The following is a 21,992-nucleotide window of genomic DNA, read 5'->3' as shown; positions in this document are numbered from 1 at the left end:
AAAGTTCAGTTTCAATTCAGCTGCTAAAGCCTATAAGTTATATTAATTGAACAAAATATCGCCAACAGTATTATATATATATACAGTGCCGCGATAGCAAAGAGGAAGCTGAAATGAAACGCTTACTGATGCAATTAAGTTATGCGATGACAGTTTGCTTAATGCTGCTCCTTAGCCCTGTCACTGCTATAGCAGCAGATAATACCATTTCTGAAGCAGAACTGGATCAAATGCTCGCCCCCATAGCACTCTACCCTGACACAGTATTAACCCATATTATAATTGCTGCGACTTATCCATTAGAAGTGGTACAAGCTGACCGCTGGGCCAAGCGCAATAGCAAGCTAAGCAGCCAAGCTGCAGTTAATGCTGTAGAAGATGAAAACTGGGACCCTAGCGTTAAAGCCTTAATAGCTTTTCCGCAAATTTTGGCTCGCTTAAGTGACGATTTAAGCTGGACTGAACAACTAGGAGAAGCCTTTTTACAAGATGAAACTACAGTACTCGCTCGCGTGCAGTTGTTACGGCAAAAAGCAGATAAACAAGGCTTTTTAAACGACACTAAACATCTAGTTGTTGAACGTGAGCGTGACGTTATTATTATAGAGCCTGCTCGCAAAGAAGTTATCTATGTGCCGGTTTATGACACTCGTGTTGTTTATGGTAACTGGTGGTGGCCGGCTTACCCACCGGTTTATTGGCATAATGCTGCAACCCGTTATAACAGAAGCTCCCTTAATTGGGGGGTCAGTGTTAATGTAAATCCTTGGTTCTACTTCGGTGTATTTGACTGGCATCAGCGCCATATAATAGTTAATCATAACTATTATTATGCACCGCCACGTTATTATCCAAGACGTAGGGTGCACTTTACCGCCAGTAACCGCTGGTATCATGATAGTTATCATCGTCGCGGTGTTCATTATCGTAACAACCGGTTAAATGAACGCTATAATGGTGGTTATGGTCCAAAACAGTCTACTCGTGAATACAAAGGCCAAGCTAATACCAATAATCGCCACGTTAATAGCCAAACACGGGAAACAAGACCAACTTATCAGCGTCGTTCAGCTGAGCAAGTTGCGATCCCACATCGCAATATTAATCAAGCTGTGCCTAATCGAAGTCATAGCCGGCAAGATACTGTTATTAATAATCGCCGCGATCGCGATAATACAACAACTACGCGCGAGATACGTACTGCCCCTCGCGATAATACCCTGCCGGTTGATAGAGTTAAGCCGATAGAACAAATTCATACCCGTCGCTTTCAGCAAACTGAAGATACGCGTATTAACGTGAGAAAACAGCCTATTAATACCTCACAGCTGCGTGAGCAACAAGCTAGCAGTCAGCCCCAGATTCGCCAATCAATACCGCAGCAAAGAGCTAACCCACCAACTCGCCCTGCACCGCAGATAAGAAATGCACCAGAACGACAAGTAACGCCATCTGTAGTACGCGAATCTCGGTCGCAAGCACAGAGACAAACCATCACTACGCGGCGCCAAGAACATCGTAATATTGATTAAAACTAGGAACTGAAGCGCTATTAGCCAACAGCGAGTTAACGTATAAAACATTGTCGATAATTAAAAAGCCGACCCTTATTAATAAGGATCGGCTTTTTTACTCTTTTACTGTTCTAGCGGTAATTTAACCCAACCAGACTCGCGCATTACGGAACATCCGCATCCAAGGGCTATCTTCTTGCCAGCCATCAGGCTGCCAAGAGTTAGCTACCGCACGGAATACTCGCTCTGGGTGTGGCATCATAATAGTAGAACGACCATCGGCAGAAGTTAACGCCGTAATACCTGCAACTGAACCATTAGGGTTTAATGGATATTGCTCAGTAACTTGACCATAATGGTCAACAAAACGCATCGCCACAGTGCCACTTTGATCAGCTTTAGTAAACGCCGCTTTATCAGCAAATTCAGCATGACCTTCACCGTGTGATACGGCGATTGGCATCCGAGATCCTTGCATTCCAGCAAAGAACAATGATGGATTTTGTTGAATTTCAACTAAGCTTACTCGAGCCTCAAAGCGCTCTGATTTATTGCGCACAAAATGTGGCCATAAATCGGCGCCAGGGATCAGCTCTTTTAAGTTAGACATCATCTGGCAACCGTTACACACCCCTAGAGAGAAGGTGCTGTCACGCTCAAAGAAGTCGCTAAATTGCTTACGAGCTTGTGGATTAAATAAAATAGATTTAGCCCAACCTTCACCCGCGCCTAAAACGTCACCGTATGAGAAACCACCGCACGCTACTAAACCATTAAAATCTGTTAGTTGCACGCGACCAGCTAAGATATCACTCATATGAACGTCAATGGCACTAAACCCAGCCCGATTAAAGGCAGCGGCCATTTCAACGTGCGAGTTAACACCTTGCTCACGCAAGATAGCTATCTTAGGCGCTGCACCTTTTAAGATATAAGGTGCAGCAACATCTTCATTTAAGTCAAAGCTTAATTTTACATTTAAGCCGGGATCCGTTTTATCCGCTTTAGCAGCAAACTCTTGTTTTGCTGTTTCAGGGTTATCTCGCAATGCCTGCATTTGATAGCTAGTTTCAGCCCAAATACAGCGTAAACGAGTACGGCTTTCACTGTACACACTTTGCTGTTTGCGGCTAATATTTAATACGTCACTGTCATTAACTGTGCCTAAAACATGACTTAGCTCAGCTAAATTATGTTGCGCTAAAACTTGTTGTACATAGGCTAGCTCAGCGTCTGACACTTGAATAACTGCACCTAATTCTTCGCTAAACAATACCGCTAAATCATCTGCACCTAAGGCAGCAATATCAACATTAAAACCGGCTTTACCAGCAAAAGCCATTTCTGCCAAAGTTACAAACAAACCACCATCAGAGCGATCATGGTACGCCAATAGCTTTTGCTCTGTAGTTAGTTGCTGAATAGCTTGGTAGAAGTTAATTAACAACTCAGGGTTGTCTAAATCAACCGGCGTCTTGCCTAATTGCTTATATACTTGAGCTAAACACGAAGCGCCTAAACGATTTTGGCCAGCGCCTAAATCAATTAGCACTAAGTGAGTTTTACCCTTGTCAGTTCGCAACTGAGGTGTAACCGTTTTGCGCACATCTTCTACTCGAGCAAAGGCAGTAATGACCAATGATAAAGGTGATGTAACGGTTTTTTCTTCACCCTCTTGCTGCCACTGGGTTTTCATTGACATTGAGTCTTTACCAACCGGTATAGTCACTTCCAGTGCTGGACATAACTCTTCACCAATAGCTTTTACTGCCGCATATAAACCAGCATCTTCACCTGGGTGACCCGCTGCGGCCATCCAGTTTGCAGATAGTTTAATTCGCTTTAAGCCACCAATGTCTGTTGCAGCGATATTAGTAATCGCTTCAGCGACTGCTAAGCGAGCAGATGCCGCAAAGTCTAACAAGGCTACTGGCGTACGCTCACCCATTGCCATGGCTTCACCATGGTAAGTGTCGTAACTTGCTGCTGTTACACCACAGTTAGCTACCGGTACTTGCCAAGGGCCAACCATTTGATCCCGTGCCACTAAACCTGTAACCGAACGATCGCCAATAGTGATTAAAAATGACTTTTCAGCAATAGTTGGTAAGCGCAATAACCGCTCTGCTGCATCAGATACCGTTACATCAGTTAATGCTAATGGCTCACCTGCAGCTTGAGCACTGACTACATCACGATGCATTTTAGGAGGTTTGCCTAATAAAACATTTAATGGTAAATCAATAGGAGTATTACCAAAATGCTTATCGGTTAGGGTTAAATGCCGTTCTGAAGTGGCTTCACCGACCACAGCAAAAGGCGCCCGCTCACGTATACATATTTTTTCAAAAATCGCCATCTTGTCAGCAGGTATCGCCATAACATAGCGCTCTTGCGACTCATTACACCAAATTTGTAATGGCGACATGCCCGGTTCATCATTAGGTACCTTGCGCAACTCAAAGTTACCGCCAACGCCACCGTCATTAACTAACTCTGGGAAAGCATTAGATAAACCACCCGCGCCCACGTCATGTAAAAATACAATAGGGTTATCTTTGCCCATTTGCCAGCAACGGTCGATAACTTCTTGGCAGCGGCGTTCAATTTCTGGGTTTTCACGTTGCACTGAGGCAAAGTCTAAATCTTCAGCAGACTCTCCCGATGCCATAGATGATGCTGCACTACCACCCAAACCGATATTCATCGCTGGGCCGCCTAAAACCACTAATTTGCAGCCTGGTAATAAATCCCCTTTTTGCACATGCTCTTGGCGAATATTCCCTAAACCACCAGCAAGCATGATTGGTTTATGATAACCACGAACTTCAACACCATTATGGCTAAGCACTTGCTCTTCGTAAGTGCGGAAGTAACCTAAGATATTTGGCCGACCAAATTCATTATTAAAAGCAGCGCCACCTAGAGGCCCTTCTAACATAATATCTAAAGCTGAGACTATGCGATCTGGTTTACCAAAATCAGTTTCCCATGGCTGTTCAAAGCCAGGTATTCTTAAGTTTGATACTGAAAAGCCCACTAAACCCGCTTTAGGCTTAGAACCAATACCGGTAGCGCCCTCATCACGAATTTCACCGCCCGAACCTGTCGCAGCGCCAGGGTAAGGTGAGATAGCAGTAGGGTGGTTATGGGTTTCCACTTTCATTAATATATGGATAGGCTCATGATGATACTGATAATTATGAGTGTCAGGCTGGGCAAAAAAACGACCAGCAGTAGAGCCTTCCATTACCGCAGCATTATCGCTGTAAGCAGACAAAACATAATCAGGTGTTTGCTGATAAGTGTTTTTAATCATTTTAAACAGCGATTTAGGCTGTTCAACACCATCTATAGTCCAGTCAGCATTAAAAATTTTATGTCGGCAGTGCTCAGAGTTAGCCTGCGCAAACATATATAATTCAATATCATTAGGGTTACGGCCTAATTTAATGAAATTTTCATATAAATAATCAATTTCATCTTCTGCTAAGGCTAACCCCATAGCATTATTAGCCTCCACTAAAGCTTGGCGGCCATTTTTAAGGATATCAACTGAGGTTAACTCAGCTGGCTCTGCCTGTTGAAACAATGCTTTAGCCTGCTCTAACTGGCTAAAAACTGTTTCCATCATTCTGTCATGAAGTAAAGTGGATAACAGTTGTAATTGCACTTGATCCAAATCAGCCGTTGCCCTGATATAATAGGCAATACCGCGCTCTAAGCGCTGAATTTGCTGTAAACCACAATTATGGGCAATATCGGTCGCTTTAGATGACCATGGCGAAATAGTGCCAGGCCGTGGTGTGACTACTAGTAACTGGCCTTGTGGTTCATGGCTGGCAATACTAGGGCCATAGGTCAGTAATTTATTAAGGGTTTGTTGCTCTTCAGCGCTTAAGGGCGCTGACACAGCAGCAAAATGATAATACTCAGCATAAATATTGCTGATAGCTAAACCACTTTGAGCAGCTTGCTCAAGTAGCTTTTGGATTCTGAAATCAGACAGTGCTGGTGCACCACGCAGGATCAACATAGGCTTGGTTTCCGTTGGTTGAACGACGATGGAACCTAAAACAGGCGCATCATTATAATGAAATTTCTTGCAAAGTGGTATGAGTAAACACTGACTCATGACCAGAAGTTTGCTATAACTGCGCTCAGAATGACGTAAAAGTGAGAATTCATGCTAAAAAGTAGCTTTTGGTTACTATTATTAATTATATTAATTGGCTGTTCCCCTGAACAACCTTCTAGTCAATTAAAACAAATTTATGCTCGTGATAGTATAAGAGTAGGCATTTTGCATGGCCCAACCAGTTATTATGTTGGGGTAGATGGCCCTATTGGTTTTGAGTTAGAGCTTAGCCAAGCCCTAGCAGATAAACTTGGTGTTCAGTTAGAGTTATTTCCTAGTTATCAATTAGAAGACTTACTGCAAAAACTGGCCACTGGTAAAGTTGACTATATAGCAGGAGGTTTAACTTTAACCGAGCAGCGACAAGCACAATTTAGAGCCACCCCTGCTTATCGCTGGATTAATGAGGTATTAGTATTTCGCCAAGGCGAGACTTGGCCTCGTTCTTTAAGTGAATTAACCGCGCCTATAGTAGTAAAAGACAGTAGCCATGCTGAAACTTTACGTCAATTACAACAAGAAAACCCTGATTTAGTCTGGCAAGAAGAACCCATTTTAGATTCTGACGAAATCTTGCAACAAGTTATAGATGGCGAAGTTGCTTATACTATTACCGACTCTAACCAGCTAGCATTAAACCGACGGTTTTACCCTAAACTCAGCTTAGCTATGACGGTCAAAGATAATCTTCCCGTTAGCTGGTTACTAGCAGATAACAACGATGATTCTTTATTTACGGTGTTAATTGAGTTTTTTGGTAATGTTTATCAAAATGGTAATTTAATTGCCTTAGAAGATAAATATTTTGGCCATGTGCAAGAGTTTGATTATGTTGATACTTTAGCTTATATCGACGCCATAGAACAAACTTTGCCCCAGTATCGGCCTTGGTTTGAGCATTACTCAGGTGAGTTAGATTGGCGTTTACTTGCCGCGGTTAGTTATCAAGAGTCTCATTGGAACCCAGTGGCAAAAAGCCCTACTGGGGTGCGTGGTTTAATGATGTTAACCTTGCCAACAGCAAAACAAATGGGCGTAACCAGTCGGCTTGATCCCGAACAGAGCATTAGAGGTGGTAGTCGTTACTTGCATCGTTTATTTAGCCGTATTCCTGAGCGGATCGCTATGCCCGATCGATTATGGTTTGCTTTAGCTTCCTACAACATAGGCTGGGGCCATGTTGAAGATGCCCGTAAACTTAGCCAAGCTATGGGCGCAGATCCTGACAAATGGCTCGAAGTAAAACCACAGTTACCTTTACTGCGACAACGCCGTTATTATCAACACACTAAGTATGGGTTTGCTAGAGGCGATGAAGCCGTGACTTATGTTGAAAATATTCGTCGCTATTATGATACCTTGCTCTGGGTAGACGAACGCCAACAAGCAGAACAAAGAATAGAACAACAAAAGCTTCGCTTAAGTGAACAGCTTGACTCAGTAACACTGCCGCCTATTACACCAGAGGTTGAGCCAGAGAGTGCTCTTAAGCCTGAACCCGAACATAACAATTTTTAAGAATTAAGGATGCCTATGCAAATAAAAAACAATAACTTACTTAGACTACAGCGCCGTCGCCAGTCTCATGTTTCAGCCAATAGACGCAAAGTAAAACGCCATATCGCTGTAGTAAAAAGCCATCAACGTCGCCGTCATTATTATGGTTTTATTCGCCAACAAGAGTTTGCTGACGCGCCGCTTTAATTTCTGCTCTTCGTCGGCGAAAGAATGCAGATAATTGTTCAGAACACTGCTGTGCTAATACACCTGAGACCACTTCAAGCTGATGGTTAAATTCAACCTGCTGCACAATATTTAATACTGAGCCAGCAGCCCCCGTCTTCAAGTCATGAGTACCAAAGACGACACGCTTAATCCGACTATGCACCATTAACCCAGAACACATACTGCAAGGCTCTAAGGTAATATAGAGGGTGCAATCAGTTAGTCGATAATTATTTAATTTTTTCGCACCAGCACGTATTGCTTGCATTTCAGCATGGGCAGAGGGATCTTGAGTACTAATCATTTGATTCCATCCTTCGGCTATCAACTGATTATCTTTAACTAAAACTGCACCTACGGGTACTTCACCTATAGCTTCCGCCTTGGCGGCTAAGTCTATAGCATGACGCATCCAAGTTTCATCATTCATAATGGCTTACAATTTATCACTAGACGTTAAGTTAAGTTTACCACTATATTTTAGTTAATTTAGCCACTTTATTACTTTAAATTAATTCAGCAAGAACGCAAAAAAAGGTAAGCCTTTGTTTTATAATTATTTATAAATATGGCATTAGCTTTGCTTTAACCATATATAAATTACACTTTACTTAGTTAAAATATCATCAGGGAGAAAACACTATGGGACCATTTGAAATTGCTGCTATTGCGATTATTGGCGGTTTAGCTTATTCAGCTTATGAAGTGCATAGTAAAAATAAACATAAAACTAGCAGCAAAGATGTTGATGATTTGAAATTGGAGCTTAATAGCCTTAAGCAACGTATCGCAACACTAGAAACCATCGTCACTGACAAATCATATCAATTAAAAGAACAAATCGACAGCTTGAAGTAAATCATCTTGCTATAGCTCCAGTATGGCAGTTATATCCTGTTATGGTACACTGCCGATAATTGCTACTTGGAGCTATATATGCATACAGAATCATTAGTTGCTCGTGCTCGCGCCGTTTGTCAAAATAATGGAGCCCGTTTTACTTCAATAAGAGAGAAAGTCTTTCGCCTCTTAGCACAAGTTGATGGTGGCATTGGTGCCTATGAATTACTTGAACAACTAAAACAAACTGAAACTGCCGCTAAACCAGCAACAGTATATAGAGCCTTAGAATTTTTAACTGAACAAGGTTTTATTCATAAAATTGAGTCGAGTAATGCTTTTTTACTCTGTCATCACTTTGATGAACACCATCCAGCGCAACTATTAGTCTGTACTCAATGTGGTAATGTCCATGAGTTACACTCTGATGTATTGCAACAAGAGTTTGACCAACAAGCCCAAGAGCTTGGTTTTAGTATTTCGCACCAGACCATAGAAGCTCATGGGTTATGTAAAAAGTGTAACAATAATAAATAACTGTTTAATAAAGTTTTATTTTTTGTTGGTAATTCGCTATTTTAAACTATCGATATATCAATAGGCTGAGATATGAATGTAGAGTTTATTAATCCTTTTCTGTCCTCTTTAGTAAATGTGCTTAGCACTATGGCTAATACTAAAATCATCCCTGGTAAACCTAGACTTAAAACAGATGAGATAGCAAGAGGAGATGTTTCTGGTTTAATCGGTATGATAGGCCCACAAGTTAAAGGCTCATTTTCAATCACTTTTGAAGCTCCTCTAGCCATAGAGCTTATGTTTAGAATGCTAGGCGAGCGCCCTAATGGCATAAACGAAGATGTCACTGATATGGTGGGCGAAATTACTAATATGGTTACTGGCGGGGCTAAACGCCTTCTAGGCGATAAAGGCTATGAATTTACTATGGCTACACCTGTTGTTGTCTCAGGTAAAAACCATACTATTTCTCATAAGTCAGAAGGCGCGAAAATTTTAATGCCTTTCGATTCCGATTTTGGCAAAGTACATATTGAAGTCAGTTTTGATAAGTAAGCGCCTTTAGTGTTTAATGTCATTAAACCTTAAGTTTCAGGCTGATTGCTGTAACTAAATTGTACTCGGCTGCTAATGTTGCAAAGCAATTCATAAGGAATAGTATCGACCTTTTCTGCTAACAATTCTACGGGTAAATCTTCACCCCAAAAAATAACTTCATCGCCAACGCAAACAGCGGCTGAGCCAATATCGACCGTTATCATATCCATTGATACTCGGCCAACAATGGCAAAACGCTGGCCATTAATTAACACTTCACCTTTATTACTCGCTGCTCGCGGATAACCATCACCATAGCCCATAGCTACCACAGCTAAACGGGTAGCTTTTTCTGCCAGCCAACTGCTACCATAGCCTACAGTCTCGCCCTGTGCCAAGTCACGCACGGCGATAACACTACTAACTAAGCTCATTACAGGTATTAAACCATGATCGCGCCCCGTGTAGCCTTGCAGAGGTGATACGCCATACAATAATAGGCCAGGTCTTATCCAATCGGCATGTGTATCAGGCCAATTTAATACTGCCCCAGAATTAGCCAACGAATGCTCTGCACTAACATCGGTGGTAATACTCTGAAATAACGCTAACTGATTTACCGTTGCCTCGCTAGAGACATCATCAGAACTAGAGAAATGAGTAATTAGTCGCATTGGCCCTTGCACATTACTGCTGGCCATTAAGCGCTGATAAATAGCAGCAAACTCATTTGGCATTATGCCTAGCCTATGCATACCAGTATCAATTTTTAACCACACTCTAACCGGCGCATCTAGTTTAGCCGCTAATAGCTCATCTACTTGGGCACTATGGTGAATGACTACTTGTAAATTAGAGGCAACAATCTGCTCTAGTTCATCAACATGAAAAAAGCCTTCTAGCAATACGATAGGCTTAACCACGCCGCCGCCACGTAAGGCTAACGCTTCATCAATACGTGCCACGCCAAAGGCATCAACTTGTTTTAACGCTGAAGCAACTGCCAGCATGCCATGGCCATAAGCATTAGCTTTTAATACTGCTAATACTTTGCTATTAGGAGCAAGTTGTTTGATCTGTAGATAATTATGCTCTAAAGCCTGTAAGTTAATAAGCGCTTGAGGTCGCCGATTCATTAATACTCGTCCTCGAAACGTGAACTGCCTGCATAGTTATCAAACCGAGAGAAACGGCCATGAAAAGTTAAGCGCATACGTCCTATAGGCCCATTCCGTTGTTTACCTATTATAATTTCTGCAGTGCCTTTATCGGGGCTATCATCGTTATAGACTTCGTCACGATAGATAAACATAATTAAGTCAGCATCTTGCTCTATAGAGCCCGACTCTCGTAAATCCGAGTTGATAGGCCGTTTATCTGAACGCTGCTCTAATGAACGGTTAAGCTGCGACAAAGCCACTACGGGCACTTTTAACTCTTTAGCTAAAGCTTTTAATGAGCGCGAAATCTCGGCAATTTCTAAAGTACGGTTTTCAGTTAAACCAGGCACTGTCATTAACTGGAGGTAATCGACCATTATCATACTTAACCCCCCATGCTCACGCGCAACCCGACGAGCCCGAGAACGTACTTCTGTTGGTGTTAAACCTGATGCATCATCGATATACATTTTGCCTTTACTATTTAACAGCTCTATGGCCGAAGATAACCTTGCCCAATCTTCATCTTCTAATTGACCAGTGCGCACTTTGGTTTGATCTATGCGGCCTAATGACGCCAAAATACGCATCATAATTTGTTCAGATGGCATCTCTAAGCTAAAAATTAATACCGGCTTATCGCTAGTTATAGCAGCATGTTCGCATAAGTTCATCGCAAAAGTGGTTTTACCCATAGAAGGGCGAGCGGCAACAATAATTAAATCTGAAGGTTGCAGGCCATTAGTCATTTTATCCAGATCAACATAACCAGTAGAAATACCGGTTAAACCGCCATCACTTGGGTTACGAAATAGCTCATCAATTTTATCGATAGTTTTAGCTAAAATATTATTAATAGATTCAGGGCCTTCATTGGCATCAGCCCGCTGCTCAGCAATTTTAAATACTTTAGTTTCAGCAAAATCGAGTAATTCAGCACTACTTCTACCTTGTGGATCATAGCCAGCATCAGCAATATCATGGGCGACTGAAATCATATCTCTAACCACTGCCCGCTCTCGCACTATAACGGCATAAGCTAGAATATTAGCGGCACTAGGGGTATTTTTAGCAATCTCACCTAAATAAGCAAAGCCACCTACATCCTCAAGTTTATGATTCGCTTCTAGTGCTTCTGAGACAGTAATAATATCAATGGGCTGATTAGACTCAGCTAAGTGCCACATAGCATTAAAAATAAAACGGTGGGCGCGCAAATAAAAATCTTGTTCGACAACTTTCTCTACCACCCGATCCCAGGCTTCGTTGTCCAACATCAAGCCGCCAAGTACCGACTGCTCAGCTTCAATAGAATGGGGCGGCATTTTAACCGCAGCAACTTGTTTATCTTTTGAACTACTCATAACACCTGTATCTGTTTGCATTAGACAGCATAATGCTACCCTGCTCAGCGCGGAATAAGAAGTAAAGTAATAGATATTTTTGTAATAGGAGTAGCTAGGGAGAAGCGCACTACAATAGTAGTGCGCTTTAAAGCATATTAAGCTTCAGCAATAACCACTAACTTAATGGTTGCTGTTACTTCTGCGTGTAACTGAACGTCGATTTCGTACTCGCCAGTTTCACGTAAAGTACCGTGAGGTAATTTAACTTCAGCTTTAGAAACACTAACACCGGCTTCTGAAATTGCATCTGCAATATCACGCGTACCGATAGAACCAAACAACTTACCTTCATCACCAGCTTTAGAAGCAATAGTTACTTCAGCTAATTCAACAAGTTTAGTTGCACGGTCGTTAGCAGCGTCTAAATCAGCAGCTAGTTTAGCTTCTAATTCAGCCCGACGCTGTTCAAACTTTTCAAGGTTAATTTTGGTCGCTGGAACTGCTTTTCCTTGTGGGAATAAGAAGTTACGAGCATAACCTGACTTAACCGTTACACTATCACCTAGGCCACCTAAATTGGCGACTTTGTCTAATAGAATAATTTGCATTGCTTATACCCCTTTCGTATTAACTGTGTGAGTCACTGTATGGCAGTAAAGCCAAGTAGCGAGCACGTTTGATAGCGCGAGCTAATTGACGCTGATACTTAGCGCTGGTGCCAGTAATACGACTAGGTACAATTTTGCCACTTTCTGTAACATAGTTTTTCAGAACAGCGGTATCTTTGTAATCAATCTCTACAGTACCTTCTGCAGTAAAACGGCAGAATTTACGGCGACGGAAAAAACGTGACATATGTCTGTCTCCTAACTTATTTGTTCAATGCGTTGCGCGTGCAGTACTAGCTTTGCTTGTCCACTGCGACTTTGGTGGCGGCTTAAAAAACCTGTCACTTTAAGTGTATCGCCCAACGTTAATTTTCGAGTTATCGGTTGAAATTCAGCGCCAGTAGCAACCACTTGTATCCGAACATAAACTTGCCTTTGTAAGCCGGTTTCTTGCTGCATACTGCGATGTTCTAATACTAGTACTGAATGCGGGATCCCCGCTGGACTTTCGCTGTGTTCTGGCTGGCGGCATAAGCTACCAACAAGCACGCTGCAATTATCCATAAACAAATATTACTCTTGGTTTGCTACCGGCTCGTCATTTTCACGAGGAGCACGCTCACGACGTTCGTCACGAACCTTTGCCATTGGAGATGGCTCAACTACGGCTTCATTAGTGCGCATAATTAGGTTACGTAATACTGCGTCGTTATAGCGGAAGTTAGTTTCCAGCTCATCAATCACAGTTTGTGGAGCTTCCACGTTCATTAACACATAGTGTGCTTTATGTAACTTTTGGATTGGGTAAGCCAATTGACGACGGCCCCAATCTTCAAGACGGTGAATAGAACCACCCGCTTCAGTGATCGCGCCTGTGTAACGCTCGATCATACCAGGTACTTGCTCACTCTGATCAGGGTGAACCATAAAAACGATTTCGTAATGACGCATTGTAGCTCCTTACGGTTAGTAAGCCTCAAAGAACTCGGCCTTGGTTCTCATAGAGGCAAGGAACGTTAGTGTATGGCCGAAGGTCGCATATAGTACGGAGTTAGTAGTCAAAAAACAAGCGATATTTTAGACAAGTCTTACTAGCTAATTATGCCTTTGCAGAGTTAATATCAAGCTAAGCAGCTTAACTCATTAAATTAACCCCTAATAAGCTTTAAAAGGTAACGTTAAGGAAAAGGCTTAGTCATTGAGTGGCTAATAGATACTAATTTATTTGTAACCGACTGTTCTAATTCTTGCTGCAATACTAAATTAAAACAATTGGGTTCCAATACCTCATCAATACAGACCCAACAGTTTCTCTGCTGTCTTTTCCCCATGTACAGAGCATTATCAGCTAGTTTTACTAACTCGGGCCAAGGAATATCCAGTCTTTCTCGTGGAGAGTTAGGGTAAATTACCCCTCCTACTGTACAACTAATTTTTAAACTAAGGTTATTCTTAACTGTAAACTCGGTTTCACAAATAGTCGTTCGTACTCGTTCTGCAATGCGATGGTAGTCTGCCGTATCAAACAACCTTGCTACTAACAAAAATTCTTCACCTCCCCAGCGAATAAACATGTCTGACTCACGAATAGATTTGTTTATTCTGCTTGAAAACTCTTTAAGTACACTATCGCCAATATCGTGGCCATAAGTATCATTAACTTTTTTAAAGTGATCTATATCAAAAAGATAGATAGCTATTGGGTTATACTTATTATCATCTTTAGCTCGTTTTACAAAGCTAATCTCTCTTTCAATATTTTGTTCAAAATAATATCGATTATGTAACCCGGTTAAGCGATCAAATAAGCTCAATTTGGCAAATTGGTTAGCCAATTTTTGTTTTTGTTTTAATTGTAGTAATACTAGTAAGATAATAAGTAAAAACACTAATATTATTGCGATAGTCAGTTGATGTTGACTATCCACTTTAGCTTTTGTCGCTGCTGTTAATGCTTTTTCTTTTTCAATCAACTCACCTTTTAGCCTAGACTCTTGCTGCAAACGACTTAACTCAGCTCTAGAAGCAGATTTTGCTGAGTTTTGTTTTAGTAATGGCCGTAAACGGTTTAGATATAACGCATAAAACTTCTTAAGCCCCAGCATACTCAGTTCTGAGTAACTAGATTCAATCATGCGTTTAAAAAGATCTAACTGCACTTCAAGTACTGTGTTTTCATTTAGCTGCTCACAGTCATTGATTTCAAATGATATTGCCAACTTAACCTGGATTAACTGTTGGTAACACTGCAAATAATCTGAATTAAACAAGGCGCTACTGGGTGCTGAAAACGATTGCTGCAGATACTGTTTGGCCTGTTCTGAATTGCCAAGTTCGGCATAAGCTAAGCTTGAAAAAACTAAAACTGACTCCCTTAAAATAGTAACTTCCGGGTCAATAAGCCCAAACCATTTTAAAGCCTCTTTATAATCTGAACGATGCAGGGTATAAGCTATACCAAGGTTAAAATGAATTCTGGCTAAGGTTCTTGCAACATAATTCGCGGCATTTGGCTCCTCTTGACGCATAATATTGAGACGATTAATAGATTCAAGAATTAAGTTAATACCTTTAGTGACGTACTCGTCATCACCATGGACAATATAAATAGTCGCTAAATTTAATGTTATATCATTAAGCAAATAAACGCTTACTTGCTCTGCCAGAGGTAAGGCAATTTCATAACTATTAAAGGCTTGCTCTATGTCTCCGGTGCTAGATTGCACCCAAGCTATAAGACTTAAGGTTTCTGCTGCTATAGTAATATCACTTTCCGTAAAGGCATCTTTTTGCAGCTCTAATAGCTTAACCAATTTAATGTCATCATTATTTTTTAACGCCGATAAACAGACAAAACGATAAGTTAAATCAAATATTTCAGGTGGTGTCGATTGGCAAGCGGCATCGGCTAAATCGTTAGCGCTAACTTCAATATGTTGAAAAGCTAGCTCTCTATTTAAACGATAGTTATTTACTGGGTTAGTTGATTGATTAATAGTATTGGTTAACCACTCAACTCTTTGGGCATAGGTATAAGCTTCATATTCAGCAGGTAAAGCTTCAAGTTTTTCTAAATTTTCAATGGTAATGCGATCTGCAGATAATACAGATGTAGGTAGCAGCATAAGTATACTAAGCGTAAAAACTATGACGAATACTTTAAATCGCATTGTTTACCTTTTTAAAATTAAGTCATATTAATCAATCAATAAAACCTATATGCGTTTAAGCATAACTTAACTATTAAGGTAATACCAACTTTAGTTTTACAACTAAACTTAAGCAGGAAATAACACTAAATGATCCAAATCTAGCCTAATACCTATAGCTTCACCTATAGCATGATTATGATGGCTTAGCGCTAAGCATTGTACTTTTTCACCACTTTTTAACTGTAACTTATACAAAATATGCGAGCCACGAAAGGTCTTCTCTAATACTGCTGCTGTAATAGCACTGTGGTCATCATGCACAATGTCATCAGGCCGAATTAACACATCAACCCTAGCACCTTCTACTAGAACATTAGTATAATGCTGGGTAAAAGTGCCAAGGCTGGTTTCTACTTGCCCATCTTCTATTACCCTACCTGGCAGCAATACTCCCCTGCCAATAAAATCAGCAACAAAGCGATTAACAGGTTGGTGATATAATTCATAAGGCGTGGCCCACTGTTGCAACTCACCATCAGACATTACTCCGATAATATCAGCCATAGCAAAAGCTTCATGCTGGTCATGGGTAACTAACAAGGCAGTAATATTCAGCTGTTTTAAAATATTACGAATATCATGAGCTAAACTCTCACGTAATTCTGCATCTAAACTAGAAAAGGGCTCATCAAGCAATAAGACTTTAGGCTCTGGCGCTAAGGCTCTGGCTAAAGCCACTCGCTGTAGCTGCCCCCCAGATAACTGATGCATAAAGCGACTACCTAAATTTGGCAAACCTACTAATTGCAGGAGTTCCCCTACTTTATCCGCTTTTTCAGTTTTACTTGCACGATTTAAACCAAAGCTAATATTATCGGCAACTGACAAATGTGGAAATAAAGCAAAGTCTTGAAATACCATACCAACTTGACGCTGTTCAGGATTAATATGCTTTTGGCCACTGCTCACTTCAGTTTTTTGTAATACTATACTGCCTGTTTTAAGGCGTTCAAAACCTGCAATAGCTCGGAGCAAGGTCGTTTTGCCACAACCAGAAGGGCCAAGTAAACAACCAATTTGGCCTGGCATTAAAGCAAAACTAACATTTTTAACTACAGTATCTGCGCTATATGCAATAGCAACCTGTTGTAAAGCTAGCATAGACTACCCTTTTAAATCCGAATCAAGACCGCGCGCTAATATAATAACGGGAATTAAACTAACCAACACTATAGATAATGCTGGCAAAGCGGCATCCGCTAAACGTTCATCTGATGCCAGTTCGTAGGTGCGAACAGCTAAGGTATTAAAGTTAAATGGCCGTAAAATTAAAGTAGCGGGTAATTCTTTTAAAGCATCAACAAAAACTAACAATAGCGCTGTTAATACACTGCCTCGCAATAGTGGTAAATGTATTTTAGTTAACACTTGGCTAGAACTTGCTCCTAGCGAACGCGCTGCATGATCCATATTAGGCTTAATCCGAGATAACCCAGACTCAACACTATGGAGCGAGACAGCTAAAAAGCGCACACTATAGGCTAATACTAAGGCAAATAGACTACCAGAGAAGAGTAAACCCGTACGGATCCCAAACCAACTTTCAGCAAGTAAATCAATACGATTATCTAACCACGCCAATGGGATCATAACGCCAATAGCAATAACAGTACCAGGAATAGCATAACCTAATGCCGCTGTTTGCACGGGTATACGAATAAACAAACTATTGCGTAAACGCTTAGCATAAGCAAAAGTTAAAGCCAAAATAACCGACACCACAGCAGCAATGGCCGCTAACGAAAAGCTATTCCATAATAATCGAATAAAATCTGGATCTAATAGCATACTAAAGCGATCAGTCGCCCATAAGGCTAATTGGCTCGCTGGGAGGATAAAACCTAATATAATAGGTAATAAACATAGGCTAAATACGATTATTTGTTTCGCCAGTGACAAGGATTTACGTGCCGCAGCTCTATTACGTTGGCCTTGATGGTAATAACGCACCTTACGCCTAGACCAGTGCTCTAACAATAATAATATTAAGACAAAGCTAGTTAACATGGCAGCTAACTGCGCCGCTGCAGGTTGATTACCTAAGCCAAACCAGGTACGAAAAATACCTGTAGTAAAAGTAGAGACGCCAAAATATTGCACAGTGCCATAGTCAGCAAACGCCTCCATCATAGCCAAAGCTGTACCCGTTAAAATTGCCGGCCTGGCTAATGGTAAAGCAACCCGAAAAAAGTGTTGGCGGGTGGTTAAACCTAAGCTGCGACTCGCTTCTGCTAAAGAGGCACTTTGTTCAGTAAAAGCACTGCGTGCCAGCATATATACATAAGGATACAGCACTAACATCAACATCACGATAGCGCCGCCTAGCGAACGTATTTCTGGAAACCAATAATCCCCATAAGACCAAGAAAAACTAGTCCTAAGACCACTCTGTACTGGGCCTGAGAAGTCTAATAAACCGGTATAAGTATAGGCAATGATATAAGCGGGCATAGCAAGTGGCAGTAATAATAGCCATTGTAATACCCGACGGCCAAAAAAGTTATATTGGCTAACTAGCCAAGCAGTAGTAGTACCAATGATAAGTGCACCTAAGCCGGTGCCCGCAGCCAAAAGCAATGAGTTAACAATGTAGTCGGTTAATACTGTTTGCCGTAAATGCTGCCATATCTCAACTTGTGGCGTAGAGACACTGGCAAATACCACCAGTACCGGCAAGGCTAAAATTAACGCGGAAAATAATACTAGCCCGCGCCAATAATCAATTTTTAAATGTTGCATTAGGCAATTACTTCCAGCCAGCACGATCCATTAAACGAATTGCATCAGCATTTAATTTACCTAAATTCTCCAGTTGTAGGGTGTCGGCTTTAAACTCACCAAAGCGCTGGAGAATGTCACTACTGACTACATCATCTCTAATAGAATACTCATGGTTTGCTTCTGCATACCAACCTTGGGCATCAGCAGTGGTCATAAACTCAAGTAGTTTAATGGCTTCAGCTTTATTAGGTGCATATTTTGCAACCCCAGCACCGGAAATATTAACATGAACACCATCGGTTGATTGATTAGGCCAAAACACACTGAGCTTTTCAGCCGTTGCTCTATCTTTGTCGTCCGCTAACATACCGGCTAAATAATAGGTGTTAGCAATGGCTATATCGCAAATGCCAGCTGCTGCAGCTTTAATTTGATCTCTGTCACCGCCGCGTGGTGGCTGGGCAAAATTGGCGACAAAACCCTGAGCCCACTTCGCCGTTGCTTCAGCACCATCATGAGCAATAAAACTAGCGGTTAACGATTGATTATAAATATTATCTGACGAACGTACGCAAATTTTACCTTTCCACTTAGGATTTGCTAAATCGGCATAAGTTGATAACTCTGCAGGATCAACTTTACCAGTAACATACATAATTGGCCTAGCCCGCATAGTTAAACCAAACCAATAGCCGTTTGGATCACGTAATGCACTTGGAATAATATTGGTTAAGGTGTCTGATTGTATCGCTTGCAGCACTTGCTGTTGTTTAGCCCTATAAAGTCGGCCTACATCAGCACTAATTAAAATGTCAGCGGGACTATTACGGCCTTCGCTAGCCATACGGCTAATTAACTCATCGGCTTTTCCGGTAATAAGATTGACCTTAATACCTGTTTGCGCGCTAAACTGCTCTAATAGCGGTTTGACTAATTCTTCCTGTCGGCCTGAGTATATATTCACTTCAGCAGCATTAACTACAGGCAAAAGACTGCTTATGACACTGGCAGCCACTAGGCTAATAACGGTAACTAATTTCATCCTGCTGCTCCTATGGCGGACACTAAAAAACTGCCATAATTAGAACACAAACAAGAATGGTTCTCAATACAAACTCGCTTTCTGCTAATTAATTTTAGCAAAAAGCGAGTTATTTGTTTAGCTAAAAGCTACCACGAACACCTATACCAACGGAACGGCTAGGCAAAGGTGCTATATCCTTTAAAAATGAAGTGTGGACACTTGCATATTCATTAGTTAAGTTTTGACCTTTTATATATAGTGATATTTCTTGCTGAGCTAAGTACAAGCGATAGTTGACGCTAGCATCAATTAAAGTATAACCAGAAGTGGCTGTCTCTTCTGCTGCTAACTTATTTTGTTTTAAATAATAAGTCGCTCTAATGCCCGCACTAACATCGCCTAAGTCATAAGCAAACTCAGCGGCAAACCGCATTGGTGGTGTGCGCGGTAAATCACCGCCTTGTTGTAAGCGGGCCCTAATATAATCGGCCTGTAAAGTTAAGGTGTAGGGTTCGGCCAGCCGCCATACAAACTGACCTTCAAAACCATGCAGATTTACATCTGCAGGGGTAAATAAATACAAAGGCAATTCATCGGCATGTTCATGTTCAGCTGCCGTATGGTCATGACCACTTTCCGCAAATAAACCGGTATTCCGCTGATAGTAATAATTATCAATCTGATTATAAAATGCATTAAACACAAAACCAAAGTCACCGCTAAATTTGCGCAGCGAAACATCAATATTATTGGCAATTTCTAGCTTAATCGGTTGCTGATTAACCGTAAAATGATCTGCTTCTAGTTGAAATAAAGCCCCAACTTCATACGAGGCAGTACCAATATGTGGGCCAAAAGCCAGTAACTCTGCCGCTGAAGGTGCTCGCTGTGAACGTGATAGTGAGACGCCAAAGTTATAACCTTCTGCAAAATCCCATACTGCACCGGCAGAAATACTATAAGGTGTAAACTTTTTATTAAAAGCAAACAGCTGACCACTATCATCATGCTCATGAACTTCCTGCTCCGGTGCCTCATGAGCATGCAGCTCTAAACTGGGTAGTGTGACTTTTGCAGCATCAAGCCTGACCTGTTCTATTCTAGCACCCAATTGCAATAATAACGGGCCAAAATGCCGTTCTTCCATCCAAGCTAAGGCTAGCATTTTGCTACGAGATGCTGGCGTAAAAGCTTCATCACCTACAGCCGAAAAGTCACTATATTTATAATGTAAGCTAATGCCACCTAACCAATCAAAGAGTGGTCTATGCAGAATCTCTAGCCGTGCCTCGTAACTATCGTTACTAAACCTAGTGCCCACTTCGCCGTCTTCAATTTCTTTATGGTTATAATCGGTATAAGCAAAGCGAGTGTTAATTTGTCTAATAAAATCATGCTGTAAATTCAACTCGCTTAATAGCTGCCATCTATTTTGGGTTAAATCAGCATAAACATCTGCTACTTGCTCATTCTGAGCATGATCATGCCCTGCATGGCTATGGCCAGGAATACCGTACTCTCGGTCCATGCGCCCATAAGACATACCCACAAAACCATTTTCTAACAAATAACTACCGCCTAAGGTAAAGCCAGTAGCTTTAGCTTGGCTATTATCTACTTTAGTGCCTAAGTCAGCTTCGGCATGGCTTGCATTATGCGGGATTTTATAAGCATCATTATCTCGAACAAAGCCATCCATATAAACAGCAAAGTTATCACCACCAGTACTTACTGAACCTGCTGCTAACTGCTCATTATTAACTGAGTTATGCTCTAACATCCACTCAGCGCGAGTACTGCTATCGGTAGGTATACGCTGATCTACTACATTAACTACACCGCCTATAGCTCCACTACCATAAAACAAGGTTGCTGGGCCGCGTAAAACTTCTATCTGAGTGGCGGTACTGGTTTCGGCAGCTACACTATGGTCTGGGCCAACCCTAGAAGCATCACCAGAATCTAAACCATTTTGCATAATTAGCACTCGTGGGCCATCTAAACCACGGATAATAGGACTACTTGCTACTCCACCATAAAAACTACTATGTACGCCTACTTCAGCTTTTAAGGTATCACCTAAGGTCGCTGCCTGACGCATTTTTAAATTATCACCAGCTAAAACACTGACGGGTAAAGCTGATTCATTAGCAGAAGCATGAAATGGACTAGCTGTGACGTCTATTACTTCTATCGCGGATGACAACAAGGTTAATTGCACATCTGTTAAGCCTTGCTCTGGCACCTTAAAATGAAAGTTACGATGAGCAAAGCCTTTAGCTTCAACATGGATTTCAGCATTAAGTGTGTGCAAGTTTTCCAGTTTAAACCGGCCAGTTTCATCCGTTATTGCTTGCACTTTTTCACCAACAATAGAGACTGAAGCACCAATTAAAGGCTTGCCTGAGGTGTCAGTCACTACACCTATTACCGATTGTGCCCAAAGCGGATTAGAAAAGGCTAACGCAGCAATAACACTGGTTAATCGCTTTTTGTTAAACATAGATTTTTCCTATTGCGTCACTGATAGATACTTTTTAAGCATTACAGATAAAGTGATAACATAACATCTTACAAAGAGATTGTGATGTTATAACGTTTTGTCATGTGCAAGCAATAGTTAATTACTATGCATTAGAATTTATGCG

The 21,992-nt window shown here is 41.3% G+C and carries 19 protein-coding genes; 6 read left to right on the top strand and 13 right to left on the bottom strand.

All coding sequences use genetic code 11. The features are described from left to right. Positions 1-113 precede the first annotated feature (113 nt). Positions 114-1,532 (top strand): DUF3300 domain-containing protein, encoded by a 1,419-nt coding sequence (locus RDV63_RS03200; protein ID WP_313908056.1) that lies wholly within the window; start codon positions 114-116, stop codon positions 1,530-1,532. Between the two features lie 124 nt (positions 1,533-1,656). Here RDV63_RS03200 and purL read toward each other — a convergent pair whose 3' ends face one another. Continuing rightward, entirely contained in the window at positions 1,657-5,550 is a 3,894-nt protein-coding gene (gene purL, locus RDV63_RS03195) for a phosphoribosylformylglycinamidine synthase (protein ID WP_313908055.1), read from the bottom strand. Positions 5,551-5,700: 150 nt separating this feature from the next. Here purL and mltF point away from each other — a divergent pair, with 150 nt between their 5' ends. Together mltF and RDV63_RS03185 are read left to right on the top strand one after the other, a co-directional pair. After that, complete coding sequence (gene mltF, locus RDV63_RS03190; protein WP_313908054.1) at positions 5,701-7,170, top strand: membrane-bound lytic murein transglycosylase MltF; 1,470 nt, start codon at positions 5,701-5,703, stop codon at positions 7,168-7,170. Positions 7,171-7,185: 15 nt separating this feature from the next. Beyond that, complete coding sequence (locus RDV63_RS03185) at positions 7,186-7,356, top strand: hypothetical protein (RefSeq protein ID WP_313908053.1); 171 nt, start codon at positions 7,186-7,188, stop codon at positions 7,354-7,356. On the opposite strand, the gene tadA is transcribed toward RDV63_RS03185, so the two are convergent. Next, complete coding sequence (gene tadA / locus RDV63_RS03180; protein ID WP_313908052.1) at positions 7,319-7,807, bottom strand: tRNA adenosine(34) deaminase TadA; 489 nt, start codon at positions 7,805-7,807, stop codon at positions 7,319-7,321. The two genes, RDV63_RS03185 and tadA, sit on opposite strands and share 38 nt — an antisense overlap. Positions 7,808-8,019: 212 nt before the next feature. On the opposite strand from tadA, the gene RDV63_RS03175 reads away from it, so the two are divergent. The 3 genes from RDV63_RS03175 (at position 8,020) to RDV63_RS03165 (ending at position 9,291) form a co-directional block, all read left to right on the top strand. Then, the gene (locus tag RDV63_RS03175; RefSeq protein WP_313908051.1) at positions 8,020-8,235 is read left to right on the top strand and encodes a hypothetical protein; all 216 of its coding nucleotides are present in this window, start codon (positions 8,020-8,022) and stop codon (positions 8,233-8,235) included. A gap of 78 nt (positions 8,236-8,313) precedes the next feature. Continuing rightward, positions 8,314-8,754, top strand: a complete 441-nt coding sequence (locus RDV63_RS03170) for a transcriptional repressor (protein WP_313908050.1) — start codon at positions 8,314-8,316, stop codon at positions 8,752-8,754. A gap of 72 nt (positions 8,755-8,826) precedes the next feature. Continuing rightward, a complete protein-coding gene (locus RDV63_RS03165; RefSeq protein WP_313908049.1) occupies positions 8,827-9,291 on the top strand; it encodes a chemotaxis protein CheX in 465 nt (154 codons plus the stop codon). A gap of 29 nt (positions 9,292-9,320) precedes the next feature. Here RDV63_RS03165 and alr read toward each other — a convergent pair whose 3' ends face one another. The 11 genes from alr to RDV63_RS03110 form a co-directional block, all read right to left on the bottom strand. Next, a complete protein-coding gene (alr, locus tag RDV63_RS03160; RefSeq protein WP_313908048.1) occupies positions 9,321-10,409 on the bottom strand; it encodes an alanine racemase in 1,089 nt (362 codons plus the stop codon). Beyond that, positions 10,409-11,797: a replicative DNA helicase gene (dnaB, locus tag RDV63_RS03155; protein ID WP_313908047.1), complete on the bottom strand. Its 1,389-nt coding sequence runs from the start codon at positions 11,795-11,797 to the stop codon at positions 10,409-10,411. Before dnaB ends, alr begins: the two co-directional genes overlap by 1 nt. Positions 11,798-11,934: 137 nt before the next feature. Further along, entirely contained in the window at positions 11,935-12,387 is a 453-nt protein-coding gene (rplI, locus tag RDV63_RS03150) for a 50S ribosomal protein L9 (RefSeq protein ID WP_313908046.1), read from the bottom strand. Positions 12,388-12,406: 19 nt separating this feature from the next. Continuing rightward, entirely contained in the window at positions 12,407-12,634 is a 228-nt protein-coding gene (gene rpsR / locus RDV63_RS03145; RefSeq protein ID WP_070050292.1) for a 30S ribosomal protein S18, read from the bottom strand. Positions 12,635-12,645: 11 nt separating this feature from the next. Next, the gene (gene priB, locus RDV63_RS03140) at positions 12,646-12,951 is read right to left on the bottom strand and encodes a primosomal replication protein N (protein WP_313908045.1); all 306 of its coding nucleotides are present in this window, start codon (positions 12,949-12,951) and stop codon (positions 12,646-12,648) included. 9 nt (positions 12,952-12,960) lie between these two features. Next, positions 12,961-13,338, bottom strand: a complete 378-nt coding sequence (gene rpsF, locus RDV63_RS03135) for a 30S ribosomal protein S6 (protein WP_313908044.1) — start codon at positions 13,336-13,338, stop codon at positions 12,961-12,963. Between the two features lie 227 nt (positions 13,339-13,565). Continuing rightward, complete coding sequence (locus RDV63_RS03130) at positions 13,566-15,512, bottom strand: diguanylate cyclase (RefSeq protein ID WP_313908043.1); 1,947 nt, start codon at positions 15,510-15,512, stop codon at positions 13,566-13,568. Positions 15,513-15,665: 153 nt separating this feature from the next. After that, positions 15,666-16,700 (bottom strand): ABC transporter ATP-binding protein, encoded by a 1,035-nt coding sequence (locus RDV63_RS03125; RefSeq protein ID WP_313908042.1) that lies wholly within the window; start codon positions 16,698-16,700, stop codon positions 15,666-15,668. 3 nt (positions 16,701-16,703) lie between these two features. Then, positions 16,704-18,338 (bottom strand): iron ABC transporter permease, encoded by a 1,635-nt coding sequence (locus RDV63_RS03120; RefSeq protein ID WP_313908041.1) that lies wholly within the window; start codon positions 18,336-18,338, stop codon positions 16,704-16,706. A gap of 7 nt (positions 18,339-18,345) precedes the next feature. Beyond that, a complete protein-coding gene (locus RDV63_RS03115; RefSeq protein ID WP_313908040.1) occupies positions 18,346-19,362 on the bottom strand; it encodes a Fe(3+) ABC transporter substrate-binding protein in 1,017 nt (338 codons plus the stop codon). Between the two features lie 121 nt (positions 19,363-19,483). Next, on the bottom strand, positions 19,484-21,847 hold the full coding sequence (locus RDV63_RS03110; protein ID WP_313908039.1) for a TonB-dependent receptor: 2,364 nt from the start codon (positions 21,845-21,847) through the stop codon (positions 19,484-19,486). Positions 21,848-21,992: the final 145 nt, after the last annotated feature.

Source organism: Rheinheimera sp. MMS21-TC3 (genome assembly GCF_032229285.1).
Lineage (GTDB): Bacteria > Pseudomonadota > Gammaproteobacteria > Enterobacterales > Alteromonadaceae > Alishewanella.
Note: the sequence above shows the minus strand (reverse complement) of the source record. Positions and strands in the feature narration are given on the sequence as shown.